Origin of the sequence: Thermotoga caldifontis AZM44c09 (assembly GCF_000828655.1) — a bacterium.
In the GTDB taxonomy this organism is placed as follows: domain Bacteria; phylum Thermotogota; class Thermotogae; order Thermotogales; family DSM-5069; genus Pseudothermotoga_A; species Pseudothermotoga_A caldifontis.
In genome coordinates this window covers 33,397-58,725 of sequence record NZ_AP014509.1, presented here as the reverse complement: position 1 = coordinate 58,725, position 25,329 = coordinate 33,397, and the positions used below count along the sequence as shown (strand labels likewise).

Here is a 25,329-nt window from a genome sequence, read left to right as displayed (position 1 = left end):
AAATTGAGAAAGCTTTCAGGGGGTGGTCTTGTGAGGGAGATGACGAAGAAGTTCCTCGAGGACGCCTTCGCGGGAGAAAGCATGGCACACATGAAGTATTTGATCTTCGCGGAGGAAGCCGAACAGAGAGGACTCAAGAAACTCGCGAACCTTTTCAGAGCCATCGCCTACGCAGAGTTTGTTCATGCACGGAATCATTACAGAGAACTCGGAAAGATCTACAGGGAAATGCCTGAGAACGTGCAGCAGTGCATCGACGGCGAAACGTTCGAGATCAACGAGATGTATCCGGTCTACAACACGGTCGCACAGTTTCAGCAGGAGAAAGGTGCAGAGAGGAGCACGAAGTTCGCCTGGGAAGCTGAGAAGATCCATGCGGAGATGTACAAGAAGGCGAAGCAGCTCGTCGAAAAGAAAGAAGACTATCCAGCCGCGAAGATCTACATCTGCCCTGTCTGCGGCCACACGGTCGAGAACGAACCACCCGAGAAGTGTCCAGTCTGTGGGGCTCCGAAGAATTCCTACAGGGAATTCTCCGTTTGAGGAGGGAAAACATGAAACTGGCAGATTTCATCAAGAGTGAAGATTTCAAAAAGGAAAAGCACGTTCCGGTCATCGAGGCACCCGATAAGGTTAAGAAGAACGAACCAGTCCAGATCACGGTCACCGTCGGGAAAGAAATTCCACATCCCAACACGACGGAGCATCACATCAGATGGATTCAGGTCTTCTTCCAGCCAGATGGTGATCCCTACATTTACGAGGTAGGAAAGTACGAATTCAGCGCACACGGAGAATCCGTCCAGGGTCCGAACACGGGCGCGGTCTACACAGAACCCGTCGTGGTGAGCAAGGTGAAGTTGAACAGATCCGGCACCATACTGGCACTGTCTTACTGCAACATACACGGTCTCTGGGAGAGCAGCAAGAAGATCGTCGTTGAAGAATGAGGTGGAAACATGAAGAAATATCGCTGCATGCTGTGCGGTTACATCTACGATCCAGAAGTGGGCGATCCTGATGCCAACGTACCTCCGGGAACACCTTTCGAGGCGTTGCCGGACGATTGGGTCTGTCCGCTGTGCGGAGCTTCGAAAGACCAGTTTGAACCGGTCGAATGAGCGCGTTGATTGCGCCGATCGAACCGAGTCTTTCACAAAAAATGGAGCCCCCGCGAGGGGGCTTTTTTAAAAAGGAGGGAAGGATCCGTGGAACAGAAGGAAAAGGTAGAACTTTTCAAGACCATTCTGAAGAGGCTTCATCAGGGTGAGAGCATCGAATCTCTGAAGGAAGAGTTCGGCGAGATCATCTCGAAGCTTTCACCCTTCGAGATTGCCACCATCGAGCAGGAACTCCTCAGAGAAGGCGAGATAACGGTGAGAGACATCGTGAAGATGTGCGACCTTCACGTGGAGCTATTCAGGGGGGCCGTGAGCGGAGCATCGAGCAAGATTGAGGAACTTCCCCAGGGTCATCCTCTGAGGAACTTGTTCGAGGAAAACAAGGAAATCCTGAAAGATTCAGAAGCGCTCTCTCTGCTGGCTTCGACTGCCTTCTCGCTGCCTGAAGGGGAAAAGAAAGGCGAACTTTTGAGCAGGTTGAAGGAACTCTTGAGACAGATGAGAAACATAGGGTTCACACATTACACCAGAGAAGAGATGCTTGTTTTTCCTTATCTGGAAAGGAGAGGGATCACCGCAGTACCGAGTGTCCTCTGGTCCAAACACGATGAGATAAGGTTGAAGGTGAAACTGGTTCTGGATCTGTACGAAACTTCAAAAGATGAAGAACGTTTGAAGAAGGAATCACTCGAGCTGTCCCGCATGATGGCGGACATGGTCTTCAGAGAGAACAACATCCTCTATCCCACCTTGCTGGTGCTCCTCTCGGAAGGTGAGTGGGCTGCCGTGAGCCAGTTCGAAGAGGAGATCGGCTTCTACAAGATTGATGTGAAGAGAGAATGGCAACCGTCACAGAAGCCGTTGTTACCGTTCGAGATAGATCCCAGAGTGGACGAAGAAACCTACCGAAAGATGCCGGAAGAGGTCAGAAAAGTTGTCGGCACACTCACTCCAGACAATTACATGGTGCGTAAAGAAAAAGATCTCGAGTTTAGAAGCGGTTTCCTCAACGTTGAAGAACTCGAAGCCATTTTCAGGACCCTGCCGTTGGACATCACCTTCATCGATGAGAACGACAGGGTCAAGTTCTTCTCGCACGGCCAGAGGATATTCCACAGAGCCATCACGGTCATAGGAAGACCCGTTCAGTTCTGTCATCCGCCGAGGAGCGTGCACATCGTCAACAGGATCTTGAAATCCTTCAAAGAGGGAAGAAAGCGAGTGGCGGAGTTCTGGATAAACCTCGGTGGAAGGCTGGTTCACATAAGATACTTTCCGGTTCACAGCAGAAACGGCGAATATCTGGGAACATTGGAACTCGTCCAAGATGTCACCGACATCAAAAAACTCGAAGGTGAAAAGAGGTTGCTGGACTGGAAGGATCAATAGGATTCAGACTGAGTTTTTCCTGAGCCTCTCTTCCCACGCGCGGGCTTGCTTGATGTCCTCAAGGACGACAACACCGACGATGCGATCGTCCTTATAAAAAGCTCTGGTGCGTTCGTCTATCCATCTCGGCTCGCCCTCAAGACGACCAAGGATCGCCACCGGCAGGTCGGCGAATTTGAAGTAGGAGGATCTGAACTGAAAATCGAATTCGTTGGATAGTCCGCTCAGGATGTTCGCCAGCACCTTTGCCTGATCCATGGCCGCTTTCGCCGTGCCTGAAATGATCCCCTCGAATTCGGCGCAGTCCCCTATGGCGTAAACGTTCGGCAGGGACGTTCTGAATTTTTTGTCGACGAGAACGCCCCTGTTCACCTTCGCACCGCTTTCTTTCGCGAGCTCGATCTCGGGAACGATACCGATCGCGCAGAGTATCAGCCTTGCGGGGATCTCTTCTTTGTCCGTCACCAGGACGTCTTTCTCTATCCTTTCGATGTCCCTACCGAGGAAGAACTCGACACCGTAACTTTCGAGCCTCTCTTTTATCCTTTCGGTCAGTTCCTTCTCGAGATTGAGCAGAGAGTTTGTCTTCTCAACCACTCTGATCCTGTAGCCTTTTTTCGCAAGGTTCCCAGCCAGTTCCAGTCCGATGAAGCCCGCCCCAACGATCAACAGCTCTTTCTCTTTTTCGAGCCTTTCTTTGAGCTTCTCCGCATCCTGCCAAGTTCTCAGCGTGAGCATGTTCTCCGCACCGGGCACCGTTATTTTTCGGGCCCTGGCACCCGTTGCGAGCACGAGCACATCGAAACTCAGAGCACCCGCGTCGGTGTGAAGGATCTTGTTTTCGGCGTCGATCCTTCTCGCTTCAGTCTTGAGGAGCAGTTCTATGCGGTTCTTCCTGTACCAGTCCAGCGGATACGGAAACAGCTGTGACTTGTCGGCATCTCCTGCCACGTAGTGGCTCATCATGGGCTTGACGTAGTGAGGTATCTCTTCTTTCTCGACGATCGTCACGTCGTGTTCTTTCGCTAAAAGCTTCGCGAGTTCCACCCCACCGGGGCCGTTCCCAACGATCACGACTTTCATACTCTTCACTCCAGCTCCTTCAAAAATCCTTCCATCGCCTGCTTCATTCTTTCTTCGTCGACTCTGCCGCCTTTCGTTTCGACGAAGGACACGAACTTGAATTTTGAATCTTTCAGAATTTTTTTCACCGTGAGTTCAACGGACGCCGCCCAGCCATGAACGCCGAAAAAGAGCACGGGTTTCTCGTAGTTCGCCTTGTCCATGATCTCGTAGAGGACGTACCTCATCTTGGGATGGATGTCGGCTTCGTACGTCGAAACACCGAACACGAGCGCGCGACTGTCAGGCACATCTTTCAGGATTTCGCTCAGGGGAGAGTCGTGTTGATCGGTGAATCTGTGAACGACAAGGTTGTAACCTTTTTCTTTCAACACGCCCAGGACTCTGTTCATCACGTTCTCGACGAAACCGTACATGGAGTCGTAAACGACAAGGATCTTCTTTTCCTGAGCCACGCCGTTTGCGACGTTCACGTAGTGTTGCAGAAGTCTTTGAGGATCTTTTTTCCATATCAGTCCGTGGCCGGGTAACAAGACTTTTATGTCGAGGTTCGATAATTTCTTCGCGCCCTCCACGATGTAGCTTTTGTAATGTCCTATCACGGTCACGATGTATTTGGTCACGTACGGGAGGTACTCCTCCACGATCCTTTCGTCCGAATCGTCGATGGCTGCTGGTAACGAATAACCTCCTCCAACGTCGCAGCCGAACAGAACTCCCTCCAGGTAGGTCACCATCGTGTCTGGCCAGTGCAGCCAGGGCGTCATGACGAAACGGAAGGTTTTCTCGCCGATCCGCATCTGCTGGTCGTCCGAGACCGCCTCCACGTTCGTGATGCCGTAAAAGCTTTCGAGGAGTTTCTTGGCGAAGTTCGAAGCGATCACCTTCGCTTTGTTCTTGTTCGCGTTCAGTACGTCAGGAAGCGTTCCGCTGTGGTCCGGCTCACTGTGGTTGACGATGATGTGTGTGATGTCCTTTGGATCGATGAGGCTTGAAAGTGCCTTGAGGAAATCGTTGCTGTAGTTCTTCTTCCAGCCGTCGATCAAAACGTTTGCACCGTTCAGTTTCACAAGGTAAGCGTTGTAACTGATACCTTCTGGAATGTCCCAGCTGGCCTCGAAGTATTTGATCTCTCCATCGTCGATCCTCAGAAGATAAACCTCTGGATCGGTGAGAACCTTTTCGATCCAAACCTTCACCATCGTCACACCTTCCTTTCTGATCGTTTCACAGATTCAGAGAGAAGTCGACCTTTCCACGGCCCATGTTGAAACTCTGACCCAGGGCCAGCACCGTTGCGAGTTCTAACGGAAGATCACGGCTCACGATCTTCTCGATCGTCTTCTTCACATCGTAGGCGACCCTCACCAGTTCGAACTGCACCACGCCTTTTTCCACACGTGCGATCATGTAAGAGGCCCTCGGGTCTGCATCTTTCGGTCGTCCCACGCTTCCCGGATTCACGAGCAGTTTTCCAAAGGCGTACTTCACCATGGGAAGATGGGTGTGTCCCATCACGACGATGTCCTCAGAAACGGCCTGAACGATCTCTCTCAACCTGTCCGCAGGTGTATCCGGTTTGATGTATTCGAGCAGCTCGTTCAGGGGACTTCCATGGACCAGGAGGAACTTCACGTGCTCCACTTCGAAAGAAAGTCTTTTCGGAAGGGCTCGCAGAAACCTTTTCACCTCTTCGGAAGTGTGTTCTATGGTCCAGTTCAGCGAGATGTCTCCAACTTCCGTTTCTCTCCCTGGAGAGTAACTGCAACCGCAGCTGCTCTTAGAATGGCCGACCGCATCGTCGTAGTTTCCCATGATGCTTTTGATACTTCTTTTTTCGATCTCTCTAACCACCTCTTCGGGATCGGGACCGTACCCGACAAGGTCCCCGAGACAGTAGACTTCGTCCACTTTCCTTCTTTCGATGTCTTCGAGAACGGCCATCAGCGCCTCCAGGTTGGCGTGAACGTCACCCAGAAAGGCGAGGAGCATCCTTTCACCTCAACTTCAATATAGCAGGTTTGTGTTTCGATTCCTTTATAGATTGGAAGACGGACAAGGAAAACTCTGGCGAGCGTACTTTCGCAGACGAAACCGGTGCGTCCATCTTGTATTTGAGGGTTTTTCTGTGATACATTTTTCTCAGGTGATTAGCGTTGAGAAATATCCTTAAAAAGTTTGCGATCATCGCTGCGTATACGTCGATCTTCATTGCTTTGCTTTTTGTCGCCCGGAAGAACTATCTGCTGTACCATTCGATCATAGAGTTCTTTGCGATATTCACGGGCTTGTCGATCAGTCTGGTCTCCTTCGCGACGCGCGGGTTCAACCAGAACAGGATCTTCATGAAGTTTGGAATCGTTTATCTCTTCGTTCCGATCGTTGACTTTCTCCACACGCTCGCGTACAAAGGGATGGGTGTTTTTCGAAACTGGACTGCAAACCAACCCACCCAGTTCTGGATAGCGGGCAGATCGCTCGAGGTACTGGGGTTCTTTCTCATCCTGTTCTTTCCAAAAATCACCGAACGGGCACTGTTCTTTCTGTTTGGTCCACTGACGGCGTTCTTGATTTCGGCAGTTTGGTTTGGATTCTTTCCGGATTGTTTCGTTGAAGGTTCTGGGCTCACAGTTTTCAAGATAGCTATGGAATACCTCATGGTCTCTGTCCTTCTGCTCGTACTGATCAAGTGCATGAGAAGCAGGGATACTTCAATTTCTGTGCTTCGAAGGTCAATCGTATCGGCGATCGTCTTCACGATCCTCGGTGAGCTTTCCTTCACGCTGTACGTGGACGTCTATGGCTTTTTCAACTTCCTCGGCCACGTGTTCAGGTTCGTCTCTTACCTGGTGATTTTGAACGGCGTGATCGTGAATTCGTTGAAGGATCCTGTTCAGTCCCTGCTTTTAGAGCTCAACAGAGAAAGAGAACATCTCGAGGAAGTGGCGCGCCGTGACACCCTCACGAACCTTTTCAACAGGGCACACTTCAACGAGTGGATCCAGAGACAGACCAAGCATGCCGCACTCTGTAAGATTCCACTGTCCTTCATCATGATCGATGTTGACGATTTCAAAAAGATCAACGATTCTTTCGGGCACATCACCGGTGATGAGGTGCTCAAGACCGTCGCCAGGTGCATCGCCAGTTCGATCCGTTCCTCCGATTTCGCCGCGCGTTACGGTGGGGACGAGTTCATCGTCGTGCTCCACGATGCCAGTGAAAAGCAGGCTGAACAGATCGCTCAGAGGATAAGAGAAAAAGTCGCGGTTTCGAAAGAACTTGGGTTGAACGTGGACATCAGCTACGGTGTGGCTGAACTTGAGCCGGGTGCCGATCATTTGAAGGTCCTTCAGAAAGCGGACGAGGCGATGTACCGGATGAAGAAGGCGAAGAAAGCCCCCTTGGACATCCAGGGTTGAAGATCCGGTTCGATACTGAGGTGATCGATAAAAACTCCCGCACGGCATCGATAGGACTTTCTCGAGCACGTCGAAGATGGGGAAGCTCACACAGGAACGGAGTTTTTCAAACGAACTTCACCACCTGTGAGAGCGGCACTCTGTTCCTCGGGCTTTTCTCGGCTTCGAGATGCTTTTCGTTCAGCTGATCGAACTTTCCCCACTTCCCGATGGCGATCAGCGTCACGATGCTCCCGTCTATGCCGAACGATTCCTTCACCTTGATGGGATCGTAGCCAGCCACGGGGTGTGCTACCAGGCCCATCTGTGTCGCCTGGATCAGAAGGAAGCCAACGGCCAGACCCGTGTCGAACCACGCGTAGTTCCTGTTGTCGCTCAGCTGGCAATCGAATTCGTCCTTCGTGTGGACGATCACTATCACCGGTGCGTACCTCATCCAGTAATTGCCCCCGGGCAACGCTTCGTGTAACTTTTCAAGGTTTTCCCTCGTTCTCACTACCAGAAACCTCCAAGGCTGTTTGTTCGCACAGGACGGGGCAAGATGCGCAGCTTCGAAGAGTCTGAAAAGTTTTTCATCTTCGATGGGATCGGTTCTCAAACCGCGAAAGGCCCTTCTTTGAAGGATCGAAGGGTTGATCGAAAAATCCTCTTCCTTGATTTTTCTGTAGGCTTCGAGTACCTCCCGTGCGTGACCGTCGATCTTCACGCCGATCCATTCCTTTCTGATCCTTCCCCACGGATCGATGATGAACGTCGAGCGGATCAGCTTTCCATCCTTCACGATTCCGAGTTTTTCCGCCAGCTCTCGCTTTGGATCGGAGAGCAGGACGAACTTCAAACCGTACTTTTTTCTGAAAGAAGCCAGTGCTTGAACGGAGTCTGGGGAAACTGCCACGATGTGACCGTCGAACTCATCGAAGAGCTCGTTGAACTGCTGTGCTTCCATGGCGCAGCCCGAAGTTCCGGCTTTCGGATAGAAATAGATCACCCAGTAGTCTCCAAGAAGGTTCTGGTTGTTGAAGGAACGATCGGTGTCATCCATGAGAGAAAATTCCGCCAACTTTTTCATACCTCCAACCCCCTCAGAGCAACGGGAGTTTTGTCGTTCCTGTAGGGAATCAGCTGTTCTTCGAAGATCGGTTTGTTCGGATTTTTGTAAATGATACCGAGCGCGAATTTTCCAGTTTCACTCGCAACCTTGAATGCCAGTTCTCTGTCCGTAGGATCGTAACTGTCCGGGAGTATGTAGGTGTTCTGCCTGTACCACTCGTAGGTGTTCACCTTGTTGAAGGAAACGCACGGCTGAAACACGTCCACCAAGGCGTAACCTCTGTGCTGGATCGCTTGCTTGAATATCTCAATCGTCAGATCGAGGTAACCTGAGAAGGTGCGCGCCACGAAGGATGCGTCCAAGGCCACAGCGACGGCTATGGGATTGAAAGGATCGACGTACACACCGTCGATCTGGAGTGTGGTGACCTGTCCCCTCGGCGTGGTGGGAGACGCCTGCCCCTTGGTGAGGCCGTATATCTGGTTGTTGTGCACGATGTTGGTTATGTCTGGGTTCCTCCTGATCGTGTGGATGAAGTGGTTTCCTCCCTCACCGTACGTGCAGCCATCACCACTCTCCGCGATCACGACCAGTTCCGGGTTGACCATCTTTATCGCAACGGCCGCCGGTAAGGACCTACCGTGTAGCCCGTTGAACATGTGAGCCTTCACGTACTGTGGCGTCTTCGCTGCCTGCCCTATTCCAGACACGATGACGACCTTCTGTGGCGGTATGTTCAGCTGAGCGAGAGCCGTTTTCAACGCGCGTATGATGCCGAAGTTTCCACAGCCAGGGCACCACGCGATGTCTGTGTTTGGGATGTCGTAATCTTCAGGTCTGAACATGCTCACACCCCCAGTTTTTCTCGAACAGCCTTCACGATCTGTTCGACGGAATAGGGAAATCCGTCGTACTTCAAAATCTTCTCCGATGTGTCGATGCAGAAGGTCTGTTTTATCAAGTTTGCGAACTGTCCCGTGGCATTCTGCTCGATGAAGATGGTTCTTCTGGCTCTTTCGAAGTACGTTCTTGCCACGGGCGGTACAGGATAGACCTGAGAGAAGTGAAGGTGAGCGATTCGAGGTTCGTTGAGGAGCTTCAGAGCCTCCTCCACGATGAGATAGGTCGATCCCCAGCTCACGATGAGTGTTTCGTAGTCATCGGGTCCTGAGAATTTTGGCGGAACGGATTCTTCGATTATTTTCTTCATCTTCTTGAGCCTTTTTTCCACCATCGTTCGTCTGACGAGGGCGCTCTCGGTGATGTGACCGAACTCGTCGTGCTCGTCGCTGTCGACTCTCACCAGCCCTTCGCCATAACCTGGGATGCCTCTTGGTGAGATGCCGTCTTCGGTCACTTCGTATCTGCGATAGTTCGAATCCGTCTTGACGATGTACCTTTCCACAGGAACGCTCTTCAGTTCACCGACCAGATAGTAAGAGTCGAGCAGGTACTGATCCGTCAGGACGAACACGGGAATCTGAAACTTGTCCGCGACGTTGAAGGCTCGAGCCGTCAACTCGTAGGCTTCTTCTATGCTGCCGGGCGCGTAGACCACGCGGGGAAATTCACCGTGACCCGCGTACAACACCAGGTTGAGATCGGCCTGTTCGGTGCGCGTCGGGAGGCCCGTGGCAGGTCCGGGTCTTTGACCCAGATGCACCACGATAGGCGTTTCGATCATACCCGCCAGGCTGATCGCTTCACACATGAGCGCGAATCCCCCACCCGACGTCGTGACCAGTCCTCTGGCCCCCGCGTACCACGCGGCGATGACCATGTTTGCAGCCGCGATCTCATCTTCCGCCTGTTCTACTATTATTCCGTGCTCTCTGGCGAGTTTCGCGAGCTCGGTGAAGACGGCCGTGGAGGGGGACATGGGGTACGAGGAGACGAAGTTACAGCCTCCCGCCACGGCACCGAGTGCCACGGCGAGCGAACCGTTCAAAAGTCTCTTTCCCTTGACTTCCTCACACCTTCTCAGTTCGAGCTTCAGTCCGAGCGATCTTCCGATTTCGTAACCTTTCAGCGCCGATGAAACGTTGGCATCGACCAGTTGCTTCGATTTTCCGGAGAAGTACCGTTCAATGTTCTTCGAGACGGCTTCCACATCGAGGTTCATGATGCCGGCGAGTACTCCGATCGCGACAGAGTTCGCATAGATTTTGTTTCCAAAACTTTCGGCGAGCTTCGAAAACTCCACGACCACATGGTTGGGTTCATCTCTGACGAATTTCTCCTCTCCGAGAACGATCGTTGAGGGGGTCATTCTCCATCTGTGCCTTTCGATGGCGTTCTCGTTCAGCACCAGGAGCAGATCGACACGGTCGATGTTGGCGTACACGGGTTTGCACGAAATCCTGAGCGTTGTGGAATTGTTACCCCCTCGAACGCGCGACATGTACTCTTTCGTTGCGAACACGTAAAGGTCGGAGTCCTTGACGATGGCCGTGAGCACCTGTTCGACGGTCTGAATTCCCTGTCCCGCCGCACCACTTATGAGGACGCTGACTTCTTCGAGCGGTTGCATGTTTACACCCCCAGCATGTCTTAGAAAGATTCAATTTTATTGTAGCATTTAAACTGGAATTAAAGTTGCACCTTCGGACCAAACACACCGAAAATCAGCTCAGGAGCCAGACGTTCTCGACGAACACGTTCTTCAAACCTGACGATCTGGCAGCCTCCAGAACTCTCCTCATCTGTTCTCTGCTCGTTGTGGGCAGATCGTGCATCAGATGCTGGGGTGCGAAAGCGAGCAGGACGTAGGGTATTTTCTCATCGATCTGGGCGAGGAAGCGGGAGATGTTGAAGACTTCGAACTCGTCTACGTAGTGTGGAACGATCAGTGTGCTCACAACGAGCAACGGTGGTTCCTTTCTTACGTCCATCTTGGCGATCAGCTCGACGTTGCGTTTCAACCTATCGACAGCTTTTTCTCCATCCACACCGGTGAGGGCTTCGTAAACGGACGGGCTGAACGCTTTCCAGTCTATCTTGATGATCCCACCCGTCTCGAGGCTGATCGAAGCCATCTGTTTCGCGATCGAATCGTTCATCAGACCGTTCGTTTCCCAGCAGATCCTTTTCTTCATCTTTCTCGAAGCCTTCAGGGTGAAAAATGACCAGGGCACCGGATCTCCTCCGAAGTAGCAAACGCAGCTGACTCTGTTCTGTTCGGCGACGCGGACGAGTTCTTCAACCGACACCCGTTCGCCGTCTCTCATCGTTCCGCCCGCGATCATGTATTTGTGGTCTATGTTCTGGCAGAAGAGACAATCCAGGTTGCACCCGGCGAAGAACACGGCGAGGTTGAAGAAGCCTCTGTGGTCCTTCTCCGGACAGACGGGCAACGCGACGCAGTTGGTCGGATGGGGATCGAGATAGTAGCGAAGGTAAGCTTCGTCGAAGCTGTCTGTCAGAAAGATCAATCTACCATCGACGTTCTTGATCACTCCGCAGTAACCTGTGTCGTTCTGGGAAATTTCACACTCGTTGACGCACAGAAAACATCTCTCACCACCGCGCGGTGGACTAACCGGAAGGTCGATCGATCGACGCCATCTGGCCCGCGTTCTTCGAACGATTTCGAGAGATTCGATTGGTCTTTCTCTCAGACACCGTACGCAGACTTTCAACGAACTGCCGATCGATTCAGATTCGAACCCACACAGGACGCAGCGTTTCCTGATGGTTTCAAGCACGATTCACCACGGCAGGGCCAGCTTGCCCATCACGCAGCTTCTTCGCGCACCGGTCACGTTTTTCGAAGGGGCTAAGCCTTTCACGAACAGTTCACCCAGGAACGCGATCGCCACAGCTTCACGGAAGTCTATCAACTTCTTTTCCGGAATCTTGACTTCGAAGCCGAGCTGGCGGAGGTCTTCAACGAGCGTCTGGTTGTACGCTCCTCCCCCCGTGACGATGAGGCGTTTCACGTGTGGTAAATGGAGGGTGAGGTTTTCCTTGACCATCTTCGCTGTGAACATCACGACAGTTCTCAACGTATCCTTCGGTTGAAACATTCTCGTGGCTCCGACCTCTTTCAAAAACTCCATGTTGTACACTTCTCTTCCGGTTGTCTTCGGTGGTTTTCTGAGTATGTAATCTCTCTCGTGTTCCATCATCCTGCTTAGCAGATCTGGATTTATCCTGCCTTCCCTCGAGAGTGAACCGCCCTCGTCGAAGTCTCTGTTGAGAAAGTTTCGAACGACCGTGTCTATCAGACAGTTTCCAGGCCCGGTGTCGAAGGCGATGGGATTACCTTTTTCATCGATCGCCGTGACGTTCGCGATGCCACCCACGTTCAGCACTGCTGTGGAAGGATCCGAACCTATCAGGAAGACCAGGTCGAAGTACGCGCTTATGGGGGCCCCTTCACCGGACAGCGCCACGTCCTTGGTCCTGAAACTGTGGACCACGGGTTTTTGAAGTTCCACCGCGAGCACGTCCGCTTCTCCCAGCTGGAGCGTCGCACCCTGCGTCGGGGCGTGCCACACGGTTTGACCGTGGTAGGCAACGAAATCGCACTGAAAGTTGTAAGTCTTCACCATCTCGGCGTGTTTTCGAGCGATCTCGTAGTTCAGCACGGTGACATGATCGACGCTGGAAGAACGCCTGTCGTAGGAGCGAACGATCTTTTCTCTGAACGTTTGTTCGTAACTCACCGTCACCGCGTTCAAAAGCTCGAAGTTGAGCTGTCTGTTCCAGGAGAACTTCACCTGGGCTATGTCCAGACCGTCCGCCGACGTTCCCGACATCAATCCCAGAACGACGTGCTGTTTCTTCTCGAAGAGCTGGAGCAGTTCCTCCCAGTTCCCGAGCCTGACGAAATGGTTCACCGATCTATCCCCCTCTCTGGAGAAAGCCACCGATGACTTTGAACAGTTCGTCGATTTGGTCCACCCTGTAGAGGTTCGTCTTCACCTTCAGATCGCTCGAACCGAAGCCCACAGGGCCGTCGAACCTTTTGGAAAGTGCCAGCGAAAGACTTTCCTCGAGCCTGAGTTCGGACGGAATCATGATAACGGAGAGTATCTTTGCGTGTTCCAGCAGATGATCTATGTGCCAGTGTTTTTTCTTCTCCTTTCGAAGGTGTCTCGAAACCCTCGCGACGAGATCGTTCATGGCAGAACCGACGTAGGCGTACAGTCCAGGCTCGAGACGCCAGCGATCTTTTATGGAAACACCGTACTCGAGCTTCAAAACCAGCAGATAAGTGCCTTTCATGAGAACACGCTCAGGTACTTTTCAAACCCGTCCGGGGCGATCGTGACCACGCGCGCATCCTCGGGGAGCTGTCGAGCGATCCTCAGGGCCACCGCCACGTTCGCCCCGCTCGAGATGCCGAGGGCCAGGGCTTCCTTTTTCATCAGAAACTTCACAGTTTCGAACGCTTCGTCGTCTGTGACCGTTTCTATTCTATCAACTACGGACAGATCCAGAATCTTCGGTACGAATCCCGCACCTATGCCCTGGATCCTGTGACTTCCAGCCACGCCTTTCGAAAGAACCGGAGAGCTCGCAGGTTCCACAGCCACGACCATGACCCTTTCTCCGTAGAGTTTTTTTAGAACCCTTCCCACCCCGGTGATGGTTCCACCCGTGCCGACACCGGCAACGAAGGCATCGATTCTGTAGTTCATCTGGGTGAGAATTTCGTGCGCCGTGGTGGTCTCGTGCGCGAGCACGTTGTAGAAATTTTCGAACTGGTTGGGCATGTAGGCGTCCAGTTCTTGAACGATTTGATGCGCCTTCTCGATCGCTCCGCTCATGCCCCTTTCGGCGGGTGTCAGAACAACCTCCGCACCGTAGCCCTTCAGAAGTTTCACCCTCTCCTGGCTCACGCTCTCTGGCATCGTCAGTATCACCTTGAACCCTTTCAGGGCACCTATCGCGGCCAGGGCGATGCCCATGTTACCGCTGGTTGGCTCGACGATGACGCCATTCTTTATCAGTCCTTTCTTTTCTGCCGCTTCGATCATGAAGAGGGCCGGTCTATCTTTAACACTTCCCCACGGGTTGTTCCTCTCGAGTTTGACGAACACCCTCGGTTCCGTTTTCAATCTCACAATCGGTGTGTTGCCCACTAAGTTCAGCATTCTCATCCCTCCTTCTTACGATCCTTGCGGGAATTCCCACAGCGAGACAGTTCTCCGGCACGTCGTTCAGAACAACGGCGTTCGCTCCGATGACGGAGTTGTCACCAACTCTTATCGGACCGAGTATCTTGGCTCCGGCTCCGATGATCACGTTTCGGCCCACATCAGGATGTCTTTTTCCAGAGCAGATGCGTTTCGCACCCAGCGTCACACCGTGGTAGATCACGGTACCACTTTTCACGGTTGCGGTCGCGCCGATCACCACACCGATCCCGTGGTCTATGACCACACCGGGTTCGATCTCCGCGGCCGGGTGGATGTCCATCGAAAAGAGCACGCGACACAGATAATGAAAAACATAGGCCAGAGGGTAAATTTTCCATCGGTAGAAGAGGTGGGAGATTCTGTAGAGGAGTAAGCCTTGGAAGGAAGCGTTGAAGAAAATCAGCTGGAACACGTTCGAGGTGGCAGGATCAAGGCGAAGGTACGCCTTCACATCTTCCTTGACGGCCTTTACGAACCAACGCACCCCACGAGCATAAAAACACCTCCTTATGAAGTCTGATTTTATGATACCAGAACATTGCGAACGGACGTTTAAGGAGCGTTTATAATCAAAAACAGGATCCACCAGCATTCTGGTTGAAGGAGGATTCGATGTGATCAAAAACATCGTCTTCGATCTTGGAAGGGTTTTGCTCAGCTGGGAGCCGTACCAGTACATGCTGAAGACGTTTCCAAAGCACGTGGCGGACGAGATGAACGAAAAGATCTTTGAGAGCAGGGATTTCTGGTTGATGGATAAGGGGCTCATGAACGAAGAACAGCTGTGGCAGAAGAAGACGGAAGAGCTACCACATCTGAAAGAGTACATACTGCACATGAAGAAAGCGGTGATAGAGCTCTTAGTTCCGATAGAGAAAAACGTGAGACTTCTCCCAAAGCTCAAAGAGAAAGGTTTCAAACTGTACGTTCTGTCCAACTTCAGCGAAAGGCATTTCGATACGGTCTACAAGAAGTACGACTTTTTCAAATTCTTCGATGGCATGATCATCTCTTCACACGTCAAGCTCGCGAAGCCTGAAAAAGAGATCTTCCTCGAGCTGATCCGAAGGTACGGTATCGCGCCTCAGGAGAGCGTTTTCATCGATGATAAGCTCGAGAACGTCAACGTCGCGCGAGAGCTCGGTTTCAGAACCGTACACGTCACAGACCAGATCGACTTGGAAGAAGAGCTGAGAAGAGTTCTGGAAGGATGGGATCAGGCAGAAGGAGCCACACAGAAGTGATTGGAAAAAATGAAGTTGAATCGAACCTTTCTGGCGGTATCATTTTCTGGGGGGTGAGTTGATGAAAAGGATCGTGCTGTGTCTCATGCTCGTGTTCGTTTCCTCAGTTTTTGCAGGAGTCTTTGCGAACTTCGATTCGTTCCTCGGGTTTGGTGTGTCCAACGACCTTGTGGTTGAAGGAGAGCGCAAGCAGATCGACGTGCTCACCAATTATGGCCTGCAGTTCGGCCTCGATTACGGTCTGCACAGGGGCCTGAGACTCGGGGCGATATTTTCATCTCAGAGTTTCTCAGTGAGGTTCGCGGGTGAAATTCTCAACTTCAGCTTACTGTGTGCAGGGCTCGAGGGTCTTTTTGCGATGGATTTTCTGGACATCGTCTTACAGATATCCGGTGAAACGCACTGGGTGATCAACTCATTTTCCTGTCAGGATGGCCAGCTGTCACAGGCGAGTTACACGGGAAATCTCTTTGCGGGGAAGGCGGTTTTCGAAAAGTTTCTGAGTGAGAATCTGTCAGTGGCCATCGGAGGAGGGCTCAGGTATTTTTCGGTGAGAGAATCGGATTCGATCAGGCTCAGCGGTTTTGTGCCTTTCGCACTGCTGAGGATTGGCTATTCGTTCTAATGTTTTTTTAATCTCCCCCCGCTAAAAAAGTAGTGAAAGGGGGGGATATCGATGAGGTTCACGGTACTTCTTCTGGCCTGCTTGGTCACGGTCGTGCTGGCTCAACAGCTGATTCCTATCAAAGTGTCGAAACTCGCCGTAGTTCCAGAAACGCTCGTTTTCTTCTCCGGCCTTCCTCAAGACAAAGGAGTTCTTCTCTACAACTATGGCAATGCACCGGCCAAATGGGGTCTGGGACCGTATTCTGCGTTTTTGAAGATCGACACTTCGGACGTTCCCAACCCTCTGCCACCACTCTCCGGTGCATACCTGAGGGTCAGCGTGGTCTGGGATCTGGTACCGACGAACGCGGGCACGATCGAAAAGCCCGGAACCCTGATCGCTTTGCTTGAGAAGATCCTCGGGATCGACATACCTGACCGCTACAAACACTTCGGGGTGGGCCTGTTCAGCATCAGAGACGAAACCACACCTGGCTTTCACATCGTCACGGTGTTCACAGTGATGCACTGAGCAGATCTTTCACAGCTTGAGCCTTCGCGAAGGCGGTTTTGAAGGTTTTTGCAGCTTCCTCTGAGACCCTGACGGCCGTTTCGAGCGCAGTTTTTCGGTCCTTACTCTGCAGTAGGCAGTGTATGAGTACGGCGTCGAACACGTCGCCACAGCCGGTCGTGTAGGGGTGGGCCTGTCCGTCTGTAGGGACGAACAGCTCGCCCCATTTTGCCCCGCTCGAACCCATCTTGACGATATCACACGGTAGGAGTTCACACTGCGATGCGTTCCCAATCAAGAGGAGATCTTGGTGAAGTGACCTCACGCTGGGATCAAGGATCCTTCTGGGACCGACGTCGAGAAACACCGTGCCCTGGAAGTCTTTCAGGAAGCGTTCTATGGTTTCTCTGGGAATCTCGGTGTTGACGAAAGCGAGCCGGCATTCAGAGAGGATTTTCCAGTCCAGATCCAGCTCCAGATTGTTCACTCCTCTCTCGACGGCTACGGTTCTGTCGTTGAGAGAGATGTGAAGGCCGGTCGGTCCACGTTTACGTTTGATGTAACTCGTGTCGAAGCCGAGCTTCTTCAGTTTGTTGAGAAAGAAATCTCCCCTGTGATCATCTCCGACGTTCGAGAAGAACACAACTTCAAAGCCGAGCTGTTGAAGGGCGAACGCCACGTTCAGTCCCGAACCACCGCAGTCTTCAAGGATCTCACACCTGTGTGGCTCGTTACCATATATGTATACATCCACAAAGCTTCCACCGAGCACGGCGATCTTGGTTTTCATCAGAATATATAATAAATCGGAAGGTGAAAAGGTGCGAGTGAAATTCTCGAATCTGGCTGACACAATGGTGGGATTGAAAGAAATCGAAGTGAAACCGGGAAGGAAGGAAGAAATATTCGAACAGATCTCCCACGTGGCCGGCAAAAAGGTTCGACTGGACATCAAAGACGACAGTGCGTACCTCATCGTGGAGGAGAACGGAACGGCCAGGAAGAGCTGGGTCATCGCACTGTTGAACGGGATCAACGTGGTCGATCTTTCGCCCTCGAGCGTTTGGGATGGGGAGCTCGTGGTGTTCGTCCCGGTCAGTGGTGGATGAGATGTTTCAGCGCCACAGCCAGTTGCTCGGAGAATGCATGGAAAAGCTTTTCAAAGCTAAGGTGCTGATCGCTGGTGTGGGAGGGCTGGGTTGCACGGTCTCGTCGCTCTTGATCCGTCTCGGGGCTGGACAGGTCTATCTACTGGATGATGCCGTTGTGGATGAACCCGATTTGAACAGACAGATCCTCTACGACAGATCTGACCTCGGACACAAGAAGGTGGTGGTTGCTCAAAGGAAACTGTCTCAAATGAATCCCCAGTCCATGATCGTCCCACTGGACGTCAGGCTCGACGTCGATTTTTGCCTTCCGAGCGTCGACGTGGTGATCGATTGCCTGGACAGCTTCGAATCGAAATTCGCACTGGACATTCTGTGCGAGAAAAAACAGGTTCCGCTGGTGCATGCGGGTGTCGAAAAATTCTGTGGACAATTGACCACGATCTTACCAGGCTCTTTGAGATTGAGACAGATCTTCCCCACACCTCCAAAAGAAGATAGAGCGAGACAGATCTTTCCACCCCTGGTCGTTCTCGTCGCATCTTTGCAGGCGAGCGAAGCGGTGAGGTTGCTCTGCGGACAGGAACCTCTGTTGAACGGCAAGCTGATGCTGATAGATCTCTTCAACATGAGGTTTGAAACTGTAGCGATTCGGAGTGGTGCAACATGAAAAGAATACTCATCACGATCTATTTTCTCGTCTCGGCCGTCATCTACGTCGTGGTGGTGGGCGCACTGGTGCTCTTTCTGGGATGGATTCTGGGTTTCTTTGTGGGAAAACAGAAAGCGAGAAGGTTCGTTCTCAAACAGGTCAAGCTTTTCGGCAAGAACACCTTCAGGTTCATGTTCTGTAAGGTGATCGCACTCGGTCTGGAAAATTACAAACCTGGCACCAGCTACATCGTCACACCGAACCATCAGAGTTTGATGGACATACCTCTGATTCTGGGTTACATCGATCCGATGCCGATGGTGGCGAAGAAGGAGCTGGCCTGGGTGCCTGGAGTGAGCTGGTACATTCGTTACATGAAGGGAATTTTCCTCGACAGGAAAAACCCGTCCGAGGGTGCACGAGTCATAAGAGAGATGATGGATCTACTCAGAAAAGGGGAATCTTTCTTGATCTTTCCGGAAGGTACACGGAGCGAAGATGGCTCGGTTCGAGAGTTCAAGACCGCCGCTTTCAAAATCGCCAAGAAACTCGGAGTGAAGGTGCTCCCAGTTTCGATATGGGGTACAATGTTCTTGGTACCCAAGAAGAGCCTCGTGCTCAATCCCGGTACGGTGTTGATGAAAGTTCATGCGCCAGTCGATCCTGCACAGTTCGAAGATGAGGTCGAACTGGCGAAGGCAGTCGAGGACACAGTCAGAAAAGGTGTCGAAGAACTCGGGAGGCTTCAATAGGGGGTGATCTCGATGAGAAAGGCGTGGGTGAAAGCACTCGTTCTGGACAAAATACACAACTCTCCGGTCGTCATTCTGGGCATCGAAGGTACGAACAAAGTTCTGCCCATATGGATCGGTGCGTGTGAGGCGAACGCGCTGGCCATGAGCCTTGAAGGTTTCGAGTTTCCAAGGCCCCTAACCCACGATCTGATACTCAACATACTCGATGCGCTCGACGCGAGGCTGGAACGAATAGTCATACACAGTGTGAAGGACAACGTCTATTACGCGACGCTGATGATCAGAGACCTCGCAGCGATCGAGGGAGAAGACGAGGAATCGGACGATCACGCGATCATAGAGATGGACGCCAGGCCATCAGATTCGATAGTGCTCGCGGTGAAAAAGGGTGTGCCCATCTATGTGAGCAACGAGATCGTGGACGAGCACGCCATAGACCTTGAAATGCCCGAAGAATCGAGCGACGAGGAGTTCAAGAAGTTCGTCGAAAACCTTGACATCGACGCTTTCAAAAAGATGCTCAGGGACGAACCGAAGGCGGAAGATGAAGAAGACAGAGACTGAATTTCTGGGCAGGTTCGAAGAACTTTTGAAAGAGGAGATGAAAAACGCCTGCTGCAAGGTAGAGCAGGCGATGGCTTACAGCGCACTGACGCCGGGCAAAAGGCTCCGGCCACTCTTGATATGGTCGATCTGCAGAGATATGAACGTCGATCTGAAGTTTGTGTGGCATCCTGCACTCGCTGTGGAACTTTTTCACACCGCCTCTTTGATCCACGACGATCTTCCACAGATAGACGATTCCCCCTTGAGGAGGGGCAAACCTTCGTGCCACGTCGTTTTCGGCAACGACACGGCGATCCTCGCAGGAGACGGTCTCATGCTCAAAGCGTTCTGCGTTCTGGCCGATTCGTGTGCAGACGCCACCAGGAAGGAACTGCTGTTTCAGTACTTTGCAAGGGCCACATATCGGGTGCTCCTTGGGGAAGCGCTGGATGTGGAGTACACCGGTGCCGAGCCGAGCCTCGGACAGGTTCTGAGAATGTACGCTGAAAAGACCGGCGCACTGTTTTCGTTCTGTTTCGCCTGTGGCCCGATCCTCGCCGGAAGGTTCGATCGCGTTGACAGATTCTCAAAAATTGGTGAAGCGTTCGGAATCTGGTTTCAGGTTAGGGACGACATCGAAGATGCGAGGGGCGATGAAACCAAACTCGGAAAACCAGTTGGCAGGGATGTTGCCCTCGGTAAGCCCACCGTTGTAAAACTCCTCGGTCTTGAACGGAGCGAGGTTTTTGCCGATAAACTATTCGGATCTCTCATGCACAGTTTGAAGAGGAACGAACTGCACTTCACGCGGGAGTTGCTCGAAGATTTTATGAAAAGGTGAAAGAATGAAATTTTCCGAGCTTTTCTTAACGATCCTCAGAAGGCGGTTGTTGCTCATAACGCTCCTCGCAGCGTTAGCATTCTTCGTATCCCTCATGCTGTGGCGCTTCTATTCGACCCGGCCAAAGATCGTGAAGAAGGGCGAAGAGACGGCCGTTCCGCTCACCGTCGTTGTACCAGATGGATCGTACAGCACTCAAAAAGCGTTCGCTGTCAAGCGCGTGTCGCGCGATAGTCTGTCTCCCACGATCGCCAACATCTTCGTGGGGGATCTGTACGAGGTTTCGCCCTCCGATGGTGTGGACGAGTTCGCCATGAAGCCGATCAGGATCGTCTACAGGCTCCCGAAGGACCTTTACCTCGGGGCAGACTACGCCAACGTGAGACTGGCGTACATACCCGACCCTAAGCAACCCATCTACAGGGTTTTCGGCGGAACGAATATGGGCTTCGACGATAGAGGTGCTTACATAGAAGCTCACGCATTTCACACATCTATCGTGGGATTGATCGCGGATGTTCCTGAAAAGCAAAAACTCGGCTTGCAGCTCCTTATTGAAAGAGAGAGAACCATCGAACCTGTTCTTCTGCTGATTCCCGACGTGGACAGGGGTTTCCTTGGTTTCGTCAACTCTTCGCAGGCGACGAACTTCTGGATCGAACTCTTTCCAGACAGAACGATCATGTACTACGAGTATCCCCTTGCAGGCACGCGGTCGGTTTCGTACATGAACTCTTTCCGCAGTTTTGCGCAACGAAACATGCCGAGTTATCTGCTCTTCGAGGCTGAAAAACTCGCGATGGAGCTGGTGAGGTTGAAGAACTTCGAGTTCGACATCGTCGCACACGGTGTGGGAGCCATAATCGCGAGGCTCGCCGTGGAATTGCATCCTGAAGTGAAGAACGTGCGGAGTTTGATCTTGGTGAGTCCTCCCAACAGAGGGACGAACGTGGTGAATCCGCTCTACTACGGTGCGTTGCTTTACAGAAAGGATTCGCAGGTTGTGGCGAACAACTTTGGACTCGATCGGTTCGTTGTGGATGCGATGAAATCACACCTTCTACACTACCTCGAAGCGCTCGGTCCGGTTTACTCTGAGATACTCACTGGTTCCGATTTGCTCAAGAAGCTTGACAAGACTGTCAGAAAAGATGTGAGGTATCTCGTGGCTGTGGGGAACTCACCTCCAGCCTCGATAGATGTAGCCGGAACACAGCTCGAGATCTTTTATCCAGAACTCGTTAAGGGTAAGGGTGACGGGGTCGTGAGCCACGAGAGTGCAACGATAGAAGGAGCCGACAAGATCGTTCTGAACGGATCGTTCTTCGATTGCTATCTCGATCCCGCCTTTCATGCCAAACTGAAAGATTTTCTTGCCCAGACCCGGGTGGAGATACCGAGCTACAGAGAAGAGACCTATCCCGAGAGGGCGCCTCAGGCTCAGCAGACGGAAAGAATAGTCAAACCCGCAACGGAAACAAAGAGTCCAACGCAGGTGGAAACGAAGGGAGAAGGAACCGTTCAGTCGCGCGTCTCATTGCCGGTCAGATTCGAACGGTCCCAGCTTCTTACGAAACTCGAGACGCTGAACCTCAAAGGTGCGAGGAGTATACACTTCGCCCTGGGAAAGCTCTTCTACGTGCTCGAGGATGGCCTGTACAGCGATGGAAAAAGGGTACAACCTGGCACGATTCGTTACGTCCACGTCCTCAACGATGGCATCAGTTTCGTCGCGAACGACAGACTTTATCGTTTCAGCGGTAGTAAGGTCACAGATCTTGGAAGGATAGACCTGGCGGGTGTGGAAGATGTTCTGGCGACGGATGGTGGCATATTCGCGTTGCTGAGGAGTAATGAAAGTCTCGTTCTGGCCCGCTGGGAGAATGGATGGAAGCAAGTCCAGATCCTTTCGGGAGTCTATGGGAAGTTCATCGATGGTTCTCCACTCTTGTTGATGACGAACAGGGAGATCTATGACTTTTCTGCCGGCAATCTGAGAAAACTTTTAGATTCGTCGAAGATCAAAATCGAGGGAAGATCCGTCGATTTCAAAAGTTGCCTGATGGCTTCTGACCTTCTGTTCGTGGGCCTCAGGGGTTACAGCCTGCTCGTGTACAATCTAAGGACCGGAACTTACACTTGGGGTGCGGAAGGCTGGATCGACCCGGAAGTATTTTTGTCCCTCAAGAACACTGTATTGATCGCTGGTACATCTACAATCTTCGCCTTTGACCTTCAAAGGTTGAGTTTGAGATCTTCTTATCAGTCCTTTTCGGAGAGAATGAACGCCATCACCACCGATGGTGAAAAGCTTTACGTTCTGACAGAATCGCGCGTGGAGGTGTATAAATTGAAGTGAGGGATGAAACGTGAGGTACCTCATCTGCGTGTTCGCCCTACTCTCGACACTGGTGCTCGCGAGCGCGATGGAGTATTACAACTCTGCCCTGAACGCTTACGTGCAGAAAGATTACAAAAACGCGCTGGAGTGGTTTGAAACGGCTTTGAAGCTCGATCCGAGCATAGAATCGTACGATCCGCTGTTGAAGCTCAGAATGGGTCTGTGCGCGTTCGCGCTCAAAGATTACGCGAAGGCCAGGGCTTATCTGGAACCGTACGAATCGAGCAACGTTGTGGCCGCGAACGTGCTCAAAGCGATCCGAGAAGGTACAGAAAGAAGCGAAGAATGGATGGAATGGTTGAGATCGAGAATCCCTCCCCCCGGTCCTGTACAGGTGCAGGTCACGAAGAAGAGGTCTCCTGTGCTGCTCGCCGTGGGTGTGTTTGTAATCAGTTTCGCGCTTTCTTTCTTGCTGCTGAGAATGTTGAGGCGTAAACGGCCCGTTGAGCAGGAGCAGCCCACGGTGGAGGAGAAGCTCGAACGCCAACTCGAAGAGATCGGTATGGTTTCGAACAGCCTGAAGGAAGGTAAGACAGTCATCGATTTTGAAACTGACGAAGAGTTACAGAAACTCGAGGCGCAGATCGAGAGTATCGTTCAGGAGATAATCTCCAGAGAAGGACAGAAGGAAGAAGCAGAGGTTTCCATTGGGGAGGATCCTTTCGCCATCCTGAAGAAGATGGAGGAAAAAGACCAGTACAGCGAAGAAGACGCGAAGATACTGTCTCAGATCATGCAGCAGCTCGTCAATAACCCGGAAGATAGCACAGACGATTCGGACGAACGAAAGCAGTCTTAACGACGAACGAATCGCCTTGTCTTCCGACGACCTCGCCCAGCACGTCGCACCCCATGTCCCTGAGAAGCTTGCCGTTGCTGAAACTTTCGGAGATCCTCACGGTGAAGCCTGTAACATCGATGTCTTCATAAACGTACAGCCTCGTTCCACCCGTGAGATCACCTTCCAAGCTCACCTGACTCGATTCGACGGTGACCTGCATCGAGAATTCTGGAGAGTTCCAAAGTTCAACCCAGCACACGTGATCGCTGGTGTGTCTGACGATCCCTACGAACCTTTTGTTCTCTGGATCTATCGCGATATCTCCCGCCTTGGCCTGCCCAGTCGCTATCAAGTAGTTCTGTCTGAAACCCAGAACAACGTTCGATTGTTCGAAAATGACATCACCTATCCTGATGACGTTCTCCCGTTCGACGCCTTGGAGCACCAGCGCGACGGCTTCGTTCAACTTGTGAAGCGTGTGCCTCAACACGTTTGCAGGGTACACAATGGAATGAACAAAACGGAAGAGAAATTTTGCCGGTTTTGAGAGAAAAACGGCATTCAGGGCGAAAATGGTGGCAAAAATGAACAGATACGCGATGAAGAAATTGAGCTGACGGGTGCTCATCAGTCCACCTGCTGGAGTTTCTTCAGAATATCCACCTTATCGAGCACCTTTCCAGCCCCAACCGCAACACAACTCATGGGATCCTCCGCCCTGACGACTTTGATACCGGTTTCTTTTTCTATGAGTTTGTCGATGCCTCTGGTGAGGGAACCACCACCTGTTGTGACTATACCCCTTTCGACGATGTCCGTGACCAGCTCTGGTGGAGTCCTCTCGAGTGTGGATTTGATCGCGTCGATGATGGCGCTCACAGGTACCATCAAAGCTTCCCTGACTTCCCCTCCCCTTATCGTGATCTTCCTTGGAAGACCCGTCGAAAGGTCTATACCGGTCACCGTGGTCTCCAGATCGTCATACTCCGGTGATGGGAAGACGTTGCCTATCTCTATTTTGATCCTTTCACCGGTTCTCTCACCGATCGCCACACGGTAGGTTTCCCGAACGTACTGGACGATCGCTTCGTCCATCTCATCGCCGGCGATCCTTATCGATTCCCAGACCACGATGCTACCCAGCGATATGACGGCAACTTCCGTCGTTCCACCACCGATGTCGACGATCATGTTCCCGTTGGGTTCCTCAACGTCGAGTCCGAGCCCTATCGCGCTCGCCATGGGTTCTTCTATCAAAAACACTCGGGCTGCACCCGCTTCGAGGCCAGCTTCCAGAATGGCCCTCTTCTCCACATCGGTGATGCCGATGGGAACACCTATGACAACCCTCGGTTTGAAGAGAGAGAACGAGGTCCTCGTTTTACCTATGAAGTACTTGAGCATTGCGAGTGCCACGTCGTAATCGGCTATGACACCGTCTCTGAGTGGTCTGACGGCGATGATGGAAGCTGGGGTTTTGCCGAGCATCATCTTCGCCTCGAGACCCACTTTGATCACTTCTCCAGTATCGGCATTTATGGCAACAACGGAGGGTTCGTTTATCGCGATACCTTTGCCTTTCACGTAAACGAGGGTGTTCGCCGTGCCGAGATCGATTCCCAGATCCTTCCTCACCACGATGCGCACCGTCCTTTTTTATCGCACTAAATC

29 protein-coding genes are annotated in these 25,329 nt (G+C 52.1%); 15 read left to right on the top strand and 14 right to left on the bottom strand.

The annotated features are described in order from the left end of the window. Nucleotides 1-30: 30 nt before the first annotated feature. The 4 genes from TSP01S_RS00310 to TSP01S_RS00300 all read left to right on the top strand — a co-directional run bounded on the left by TSP01S_RS00310 (nucleotide 31) and on the right by TSP01S_RS00300 (nucleotide 2,510). The gene (locus TSP01S_RS00310) at nucleotides 31-543 is read left to right on the top strand and encodes a rubrerythrin family protein (protein ID WP_041075499.1); all 513 of its coding nucleotides are present in this window, start codon (nucleotides 31-33) and stop codon (nucleotides 541-543) included. Between the two features lie 11 nt (nucleotides 544-554). Further along, complete coding sequence (locus tag TSP01S_RS00305; RefSeq protein ID WP_041075497.1) at nucleotides 555-950, top strand: class II SORL domain-containing protein; 396 nt, start codon at nucleotides 555-557, stop codon at nucleotides 948-950. Nucleotides 951-959: 9 nt separating this feature from the next. After that, nucleotides 960-1,121: a rubredoxin gene (gene rd / locus TSP01S_RS10130; RefSeq protein ID WP_070098349.1), complete on the top strand. Its 162-nt coding sequence runs from the start codon at nucleotides 960-962 to the stop codon at nucleotides 1,119-1,121. An 87-nt stretch (nucleotides 1,122-1,208) separates the two neighbouring features. Next, nucleotides 1,209-2,510, top strand: coding sequence for a DUF438 domain-containing protein (locus TSP01S_RS00300; RefSeq protein ID WP_041075495.1), 1,302 nt, complete (start codon nucleotides 1,209-1,211; stop codon nucleotides 2,508-2,510). A gap of 3 nt (nucleotides 2,511-2,513) precedes the next feature. Here the strand turns inward: TSP01S_RS00300 and TSP01S_RS00295 are convergent, their stop codons facing one another. The 3 genes from TSP01S_RS00295 to TSP01S_RS00285 are packed head-to-tail and all read right to left on the bottom strand — an operon-like array spanning nucleotide 2,514 to nucleotide 5,585. Continuing rightward, nucleotides 2,514-3,593: an NAD(P)/FAD-dependent oxidoreductase gene (locus tag TSP01S_RS00295; RefSeq protein ID WP_041078215.1), complete on the bottom strand. Its 1,080-nt coding sequence runs from the start codon at nucleotides 3,591-3,593 to the stop codon at nucleotides 2,514-2,516. A 5-nt stretch (nucleotides 3,594-3,598) separates the two neighbouring features. Next, nucleotides 3,599-4,795 carry an FprA family A-type flavoprotein gene (locus tag TSP01S_RS00290; RefSeq protein ID WP_041075493.1) on the bottom strand — a complete coding sequence of 399 codons (1,197 nt, stop codon included), beginning with the start codon at nucleotides 4,793-4,795 and terminating at the stop codon, nucleotides 3,599-3,601. A gap of 25 nt (nucleotides 4,796-4,820) precedes the next feature. Further along, nucleotides 4,821-5,585, bottom strand: a complete 765-nt coding sequence (locus tag TSP01S_RS00285) for a metallophosphoesterase family protein (protein ID WP_041075491.1) — start codon at nucleotides 5,583-5,585, stop codon at nucleotides 4,821-4,823. 164 nt (nucleotides 5,586-5,749) lie between these two features. Here TSP01S_RS00285 and TSP01S_RS00280 point away from each other — a divergent pair, with 164 nt between their 5' ends. Next, complete coding sequence (locus TSP01S_RS00280; protein ID WP_041075489.1) at nucleotides 5,750-7,015, top strand: sensor domain-containing diguanylate cyclase; 1,266 nt, start codon at nucleotides 5,750-5,752, stop codon at nucleotides 7,013-7,015. A gap of 106 nt (nucleotides 7,016-7,121) precedes the next feature. On the opposite strand, the gene TSP01S_RS00275 is transcribed toward TSP01S_RS00280, so the two are convergent. From TSP01S_RS00275 to cysE, 8 genes are all read right to left on the bottom strand, one after another. Further along, nucleotides 7,122-8,084, bottom strand: a complete 963-nt coding sequence (locus TSP01S_RS00275; RefSeq protein ID WP_041075487.1) for a redoxin domain-containing protein — start codon at nucleotides 8,082-8,084, stop codon at nucleotides 7,122-7,124. Then, the gene (locus TSP01S_RS00270) at nucleotides 8,081-8,911 is read right to left on the bottom strand and encodes a thiamine pyrophosphate-dependent enzyme (protein ID WP_041075486.1); all 831 of its coding nucleotides are present in this window, start codon (nucleotides 8,909-8,911) and stop codon (nucleotides 8,081-8,083) included. Before TSP01S_RS00270 ends, TSP01S_RS00275 begins: the two co-directional genes overlap by 4 nt. 2 nt (nucleotides 8,912-8,913) lie before the next feature. Beyond that, nucleotides 8,914-10,596 carry a 2-oxoacid:acceptor oxidoreductase subunit alpha gene (locus TSP01S_RS00265; protein ID WP_041075484.1) on the bottom strand — a complete coding sequence of 561 codons (1,683 nt, stop codon included), beginning with the start codon at nucleotides 10,594-10,596 and terminating at the stop codon, nucleotides 8,914-8,916. Nucleotides 10,597-10,690: 94 nt separating this feature from the next. Beyond that, the gene (locus tag TSP01S_RS00260; protein WP_231848571.1) at nucleotides 10,691-11,770 is read right to left on the bottom strand and encodes a radical SAM protein; all 1,080 of its coding nucleotides are present in this window, start codon (nucleotides 11,768-11,770) and stop codon (nucleotides 10,691-10,693) included. 3 nt (nucleotides 11,771-11,773) lie between these two features. Beyond that, a complete protein-coding gene (locus tag TSP01S_RS00255) occupies nucleotides 11,774-12,907 on the bottom strand; it encodes an anhydro-N-acetylmuramic acid kinase (protein WP_197538902.1) in 1,134 nt (377 codons plus the stop codon). 4 nt (nucleotides 12,908-12,911) lie between these two features. Continuing rightward, entirely contained in the window at nucleotides 12,912-13,295 is a 384-nt protein-coding gene (locus tag TSP01S_RS00250; RefSeq protein ID WP_041075482.1) for a GIY-YIG nuclease family protein, read from the bottom strand. Further along, on the bottom strand, nucleotides 13,292-14,167 hold the full coding sequence (cysK, locus tag TSP01S_RS00245) for a cysteine synthase A (RefSeq protein WP_041075480.1): 876 nt from the start codon (nucleotides 14,165-14,167) through the stop codon (nucleotides 13,292-13,294). The genes TSP01S_RS00250 and cysK overlap by 4 nt, the downstream gene beginning before the upstream one ends. After that, nucleotides 14,070-14,696, bottom strand: coding sequence for a serine O-acetyltransferase (gene cysE / locus TSP01S_RS00240; RefSeq protein WP_041075478.1), 627 nt, complete (start codon nucleotides 14,694-14,696; stop codon nucleotides 14,070-14,072). The genes cysK and cysE overlap by 98 nt, the downstream gene beginning before the upstream one ends. 130 nt (nucleotides 14,697-14,826) lie before the next feature. Between cysE and TSP01S_RS00235 the strand changes: the two genes are divergently transcribed. The 3 genes from TSP01S_RS00235 (at nucleotide 14,827) to TSP01S_RS00225 (ending at nucleotide 16,594) form a co-directional block, all read left to right on the top strand. After that, nucleotides 14,827-15,456, top strand: coding sequence for an HAD family hydrolase (locus tag TSP01S_RS00235; protein WP_041075476.1), 630 nt, complete (start codon nucleotides 14,827-14,829; stop codon nucleotides 15,454-15,456). 61 nt (nucleotides 15,457-15,517) lie between these two features. Further along, a complete protein-coding gene (locus TSP01S_RS00230) occupies nucleotides 15,518-16,081 on the top strand; it encodes a hypothetical protein (protein ID WP_041075474.1) in 564 nt (187 codons plus the stop codon). A gap of 51 nt (nucleotides 16,082-16,132) precedes the next feature. After that, nucleotides 16,133-16,594, top strand: coding sequence for a hypothetical protein (locus tag TSP01S_RS00225; protein ID WP_041075472.1), 462 nt, complete (start codon nucleotides 16,133-16,135; stop codon nucleotides 16,592-16,594). Here the strand turns inward: TSP01S_RS00225 and TSP01S_RS00220 are convergent. Further along, nucleotides 16,578-17,363 (bottom strand): PfkB family carbohydrate kinase, encoded by a 786-nt coding sequence (locus TSP01S_RS00220; protein ID WP_082021606.1) that lies wholly within the window; start codon nucleotides 17,361-17,363, stop codon nucleotides 16,578-16,580. The genes TSP01S_RS00225 and TSP01S_RS00220 overlap by 17 nt on opposite strands. A gap of 31 nt (nucleotides 17,364-17,394) precedes the next feature. On the opposite strand from TSP01S_RS00220, the gene TSP01S_RS00215 reads away from it, so the two are divergent. Genes TSP01S_RS00215 through TSP01S_RS00185 form a run of 7 tightly spaced genes read left to right on the top strand, consistent with a single transcriptional unit; the run spans nucleotide 17,395 to nucleotide 23,676 of the window. Continuing rightward, nucleotides 17,395-17,682, top strand: a complete 288-nt coding sequence (locus tag TSP01S_RS00215) for a hypothetical protein (protein ID WP_041075470.1) — start codon at nucleotides 17,395-17,397, stop codon at nucleotides 17,680-17,682. A 1-nt stretch (nucleotide 17,683) separates the two neighbouring features. Next, nucleotides 17,684-18,352 carry a HesA/MoeB/ThiF family protein gene (locus TSP01S_RS00210; RefSeq protein ID WP_052463417.1) on the top strand — a complete coding sequence of 223 codons (669 nt, stop codon included), beginning with the start codon at nucleotides 17,684-17,686 and terminating at the stop codon, nucleotides 18,350-18,352. Then, a complete protein-coding gene (locus TSP01S_RS00205; protein ID WP_041075466.1) occupies nucleotides 18,349-19,086 on the top strand; it encodes a lysophospholipid acyltransferase family protein in 738 nt (245 codons plus the stop codon). The genes TSP01S_RS00210 and TSP01S_RS00205 overlap by 4 nt, the downstream gene beginning before the upstream one ends. 12 nt (nucleotides 19,087-19,098) lie before the next feature. Beyond that, nucleotides 19,099-19,653 carry a bifunctional nuclease family protein gene (locus tag TSP01S_RS00200; RefSeq protein WP_041075463.1) on the top strand — a complete coding sequence of 185 codons (555 nt, stop codon included), beginning with the start codon at nucleotides 19,099-19,101 and terminating at the stop codon, nucleotides 19,651-19,653. Beyond that, on the top strand, nucleotides 19,634-20,476 hold the full coding sequence (locus TSP01S_RS00195) for a polyprenyl synthetase family protein (RefSeq protein WP_041075461.1): 843 nt from the start codon (nucleotides 19,634-19,636) through the stop codon (nucleotides 20,474-20,476). The genes TSP01S_RS00200 and TSP01S_RS00195 overlap by 20 nt, the downstream gene beginning before the upstream one ends. Nucleotides 20,477-20,480: 4 nt before the next feature. Further along, complete coding sequence (locus TSP01S_RS00190; RefSeq protein ID WP_041075459.1) at nucleotides 20,481-22,835, top strand: lipase family protein; 2,355 nt, start codon at nucleotides 20,481-20,483, stop codon at nucleotides 22,833-22,835. 10 nt (nucleotides 22,836-22,845) lie between these two features. Further along, nucleotides 22,846-23,676 carry a tetratricopeptide repeat protein gene (locus tag TSP01S_RS00185; RefSeq protein ID WP_041075457.1) on the top strand — a complete coding sequence of 277 codons (831 nt, stop codon included), beginning with the start codon at nucleotides 22,846-22,848 and terminating at the stop codon, nucleotides 23,674-23,676. On the opposite strand, the gene TSP01S_RS00180 is transcribed toward TSP01S_RS00185, so the two are convergent. Together TSP01S_RS00180 and mreB are read right to left on the bottom strand one after the other, a co-directional pair. Further along, the gene (locus TSP01S_RS00180; protein ID WP_041075455.1) at nucleotides 23,624-24,286 is read right to left on the bottom strand and encodes a hypothetical protein; all 663 of its coding nucleotides are present in this window, start codon (nucleotides 24,284-24,286) and stop codon (nucleotides 23,624-23,626) included. The two genes, TSP01S_RS00185 and TSP01S_RS00180, sit on opposite strands and share 53 nt — an antisense overlap. Further along, nucleotides 24,286-25,296, bottom strand: a complete 1,011-nt coding sequence (mreB, locus tag TSP01S_RS00175) for a rod shape-determining protein (protein WP_041075453.1) — start codon at nucleotides 25,294-25,296, stop codon at nucleotides 24,286-24,288. The genes TSP01S_RS00180 and mreB overlap by 1 nt, the downstream gene beginning before the upstream one ends. Nucleotides 25,297-25,329: the final 33 nt, after the last annotated feature.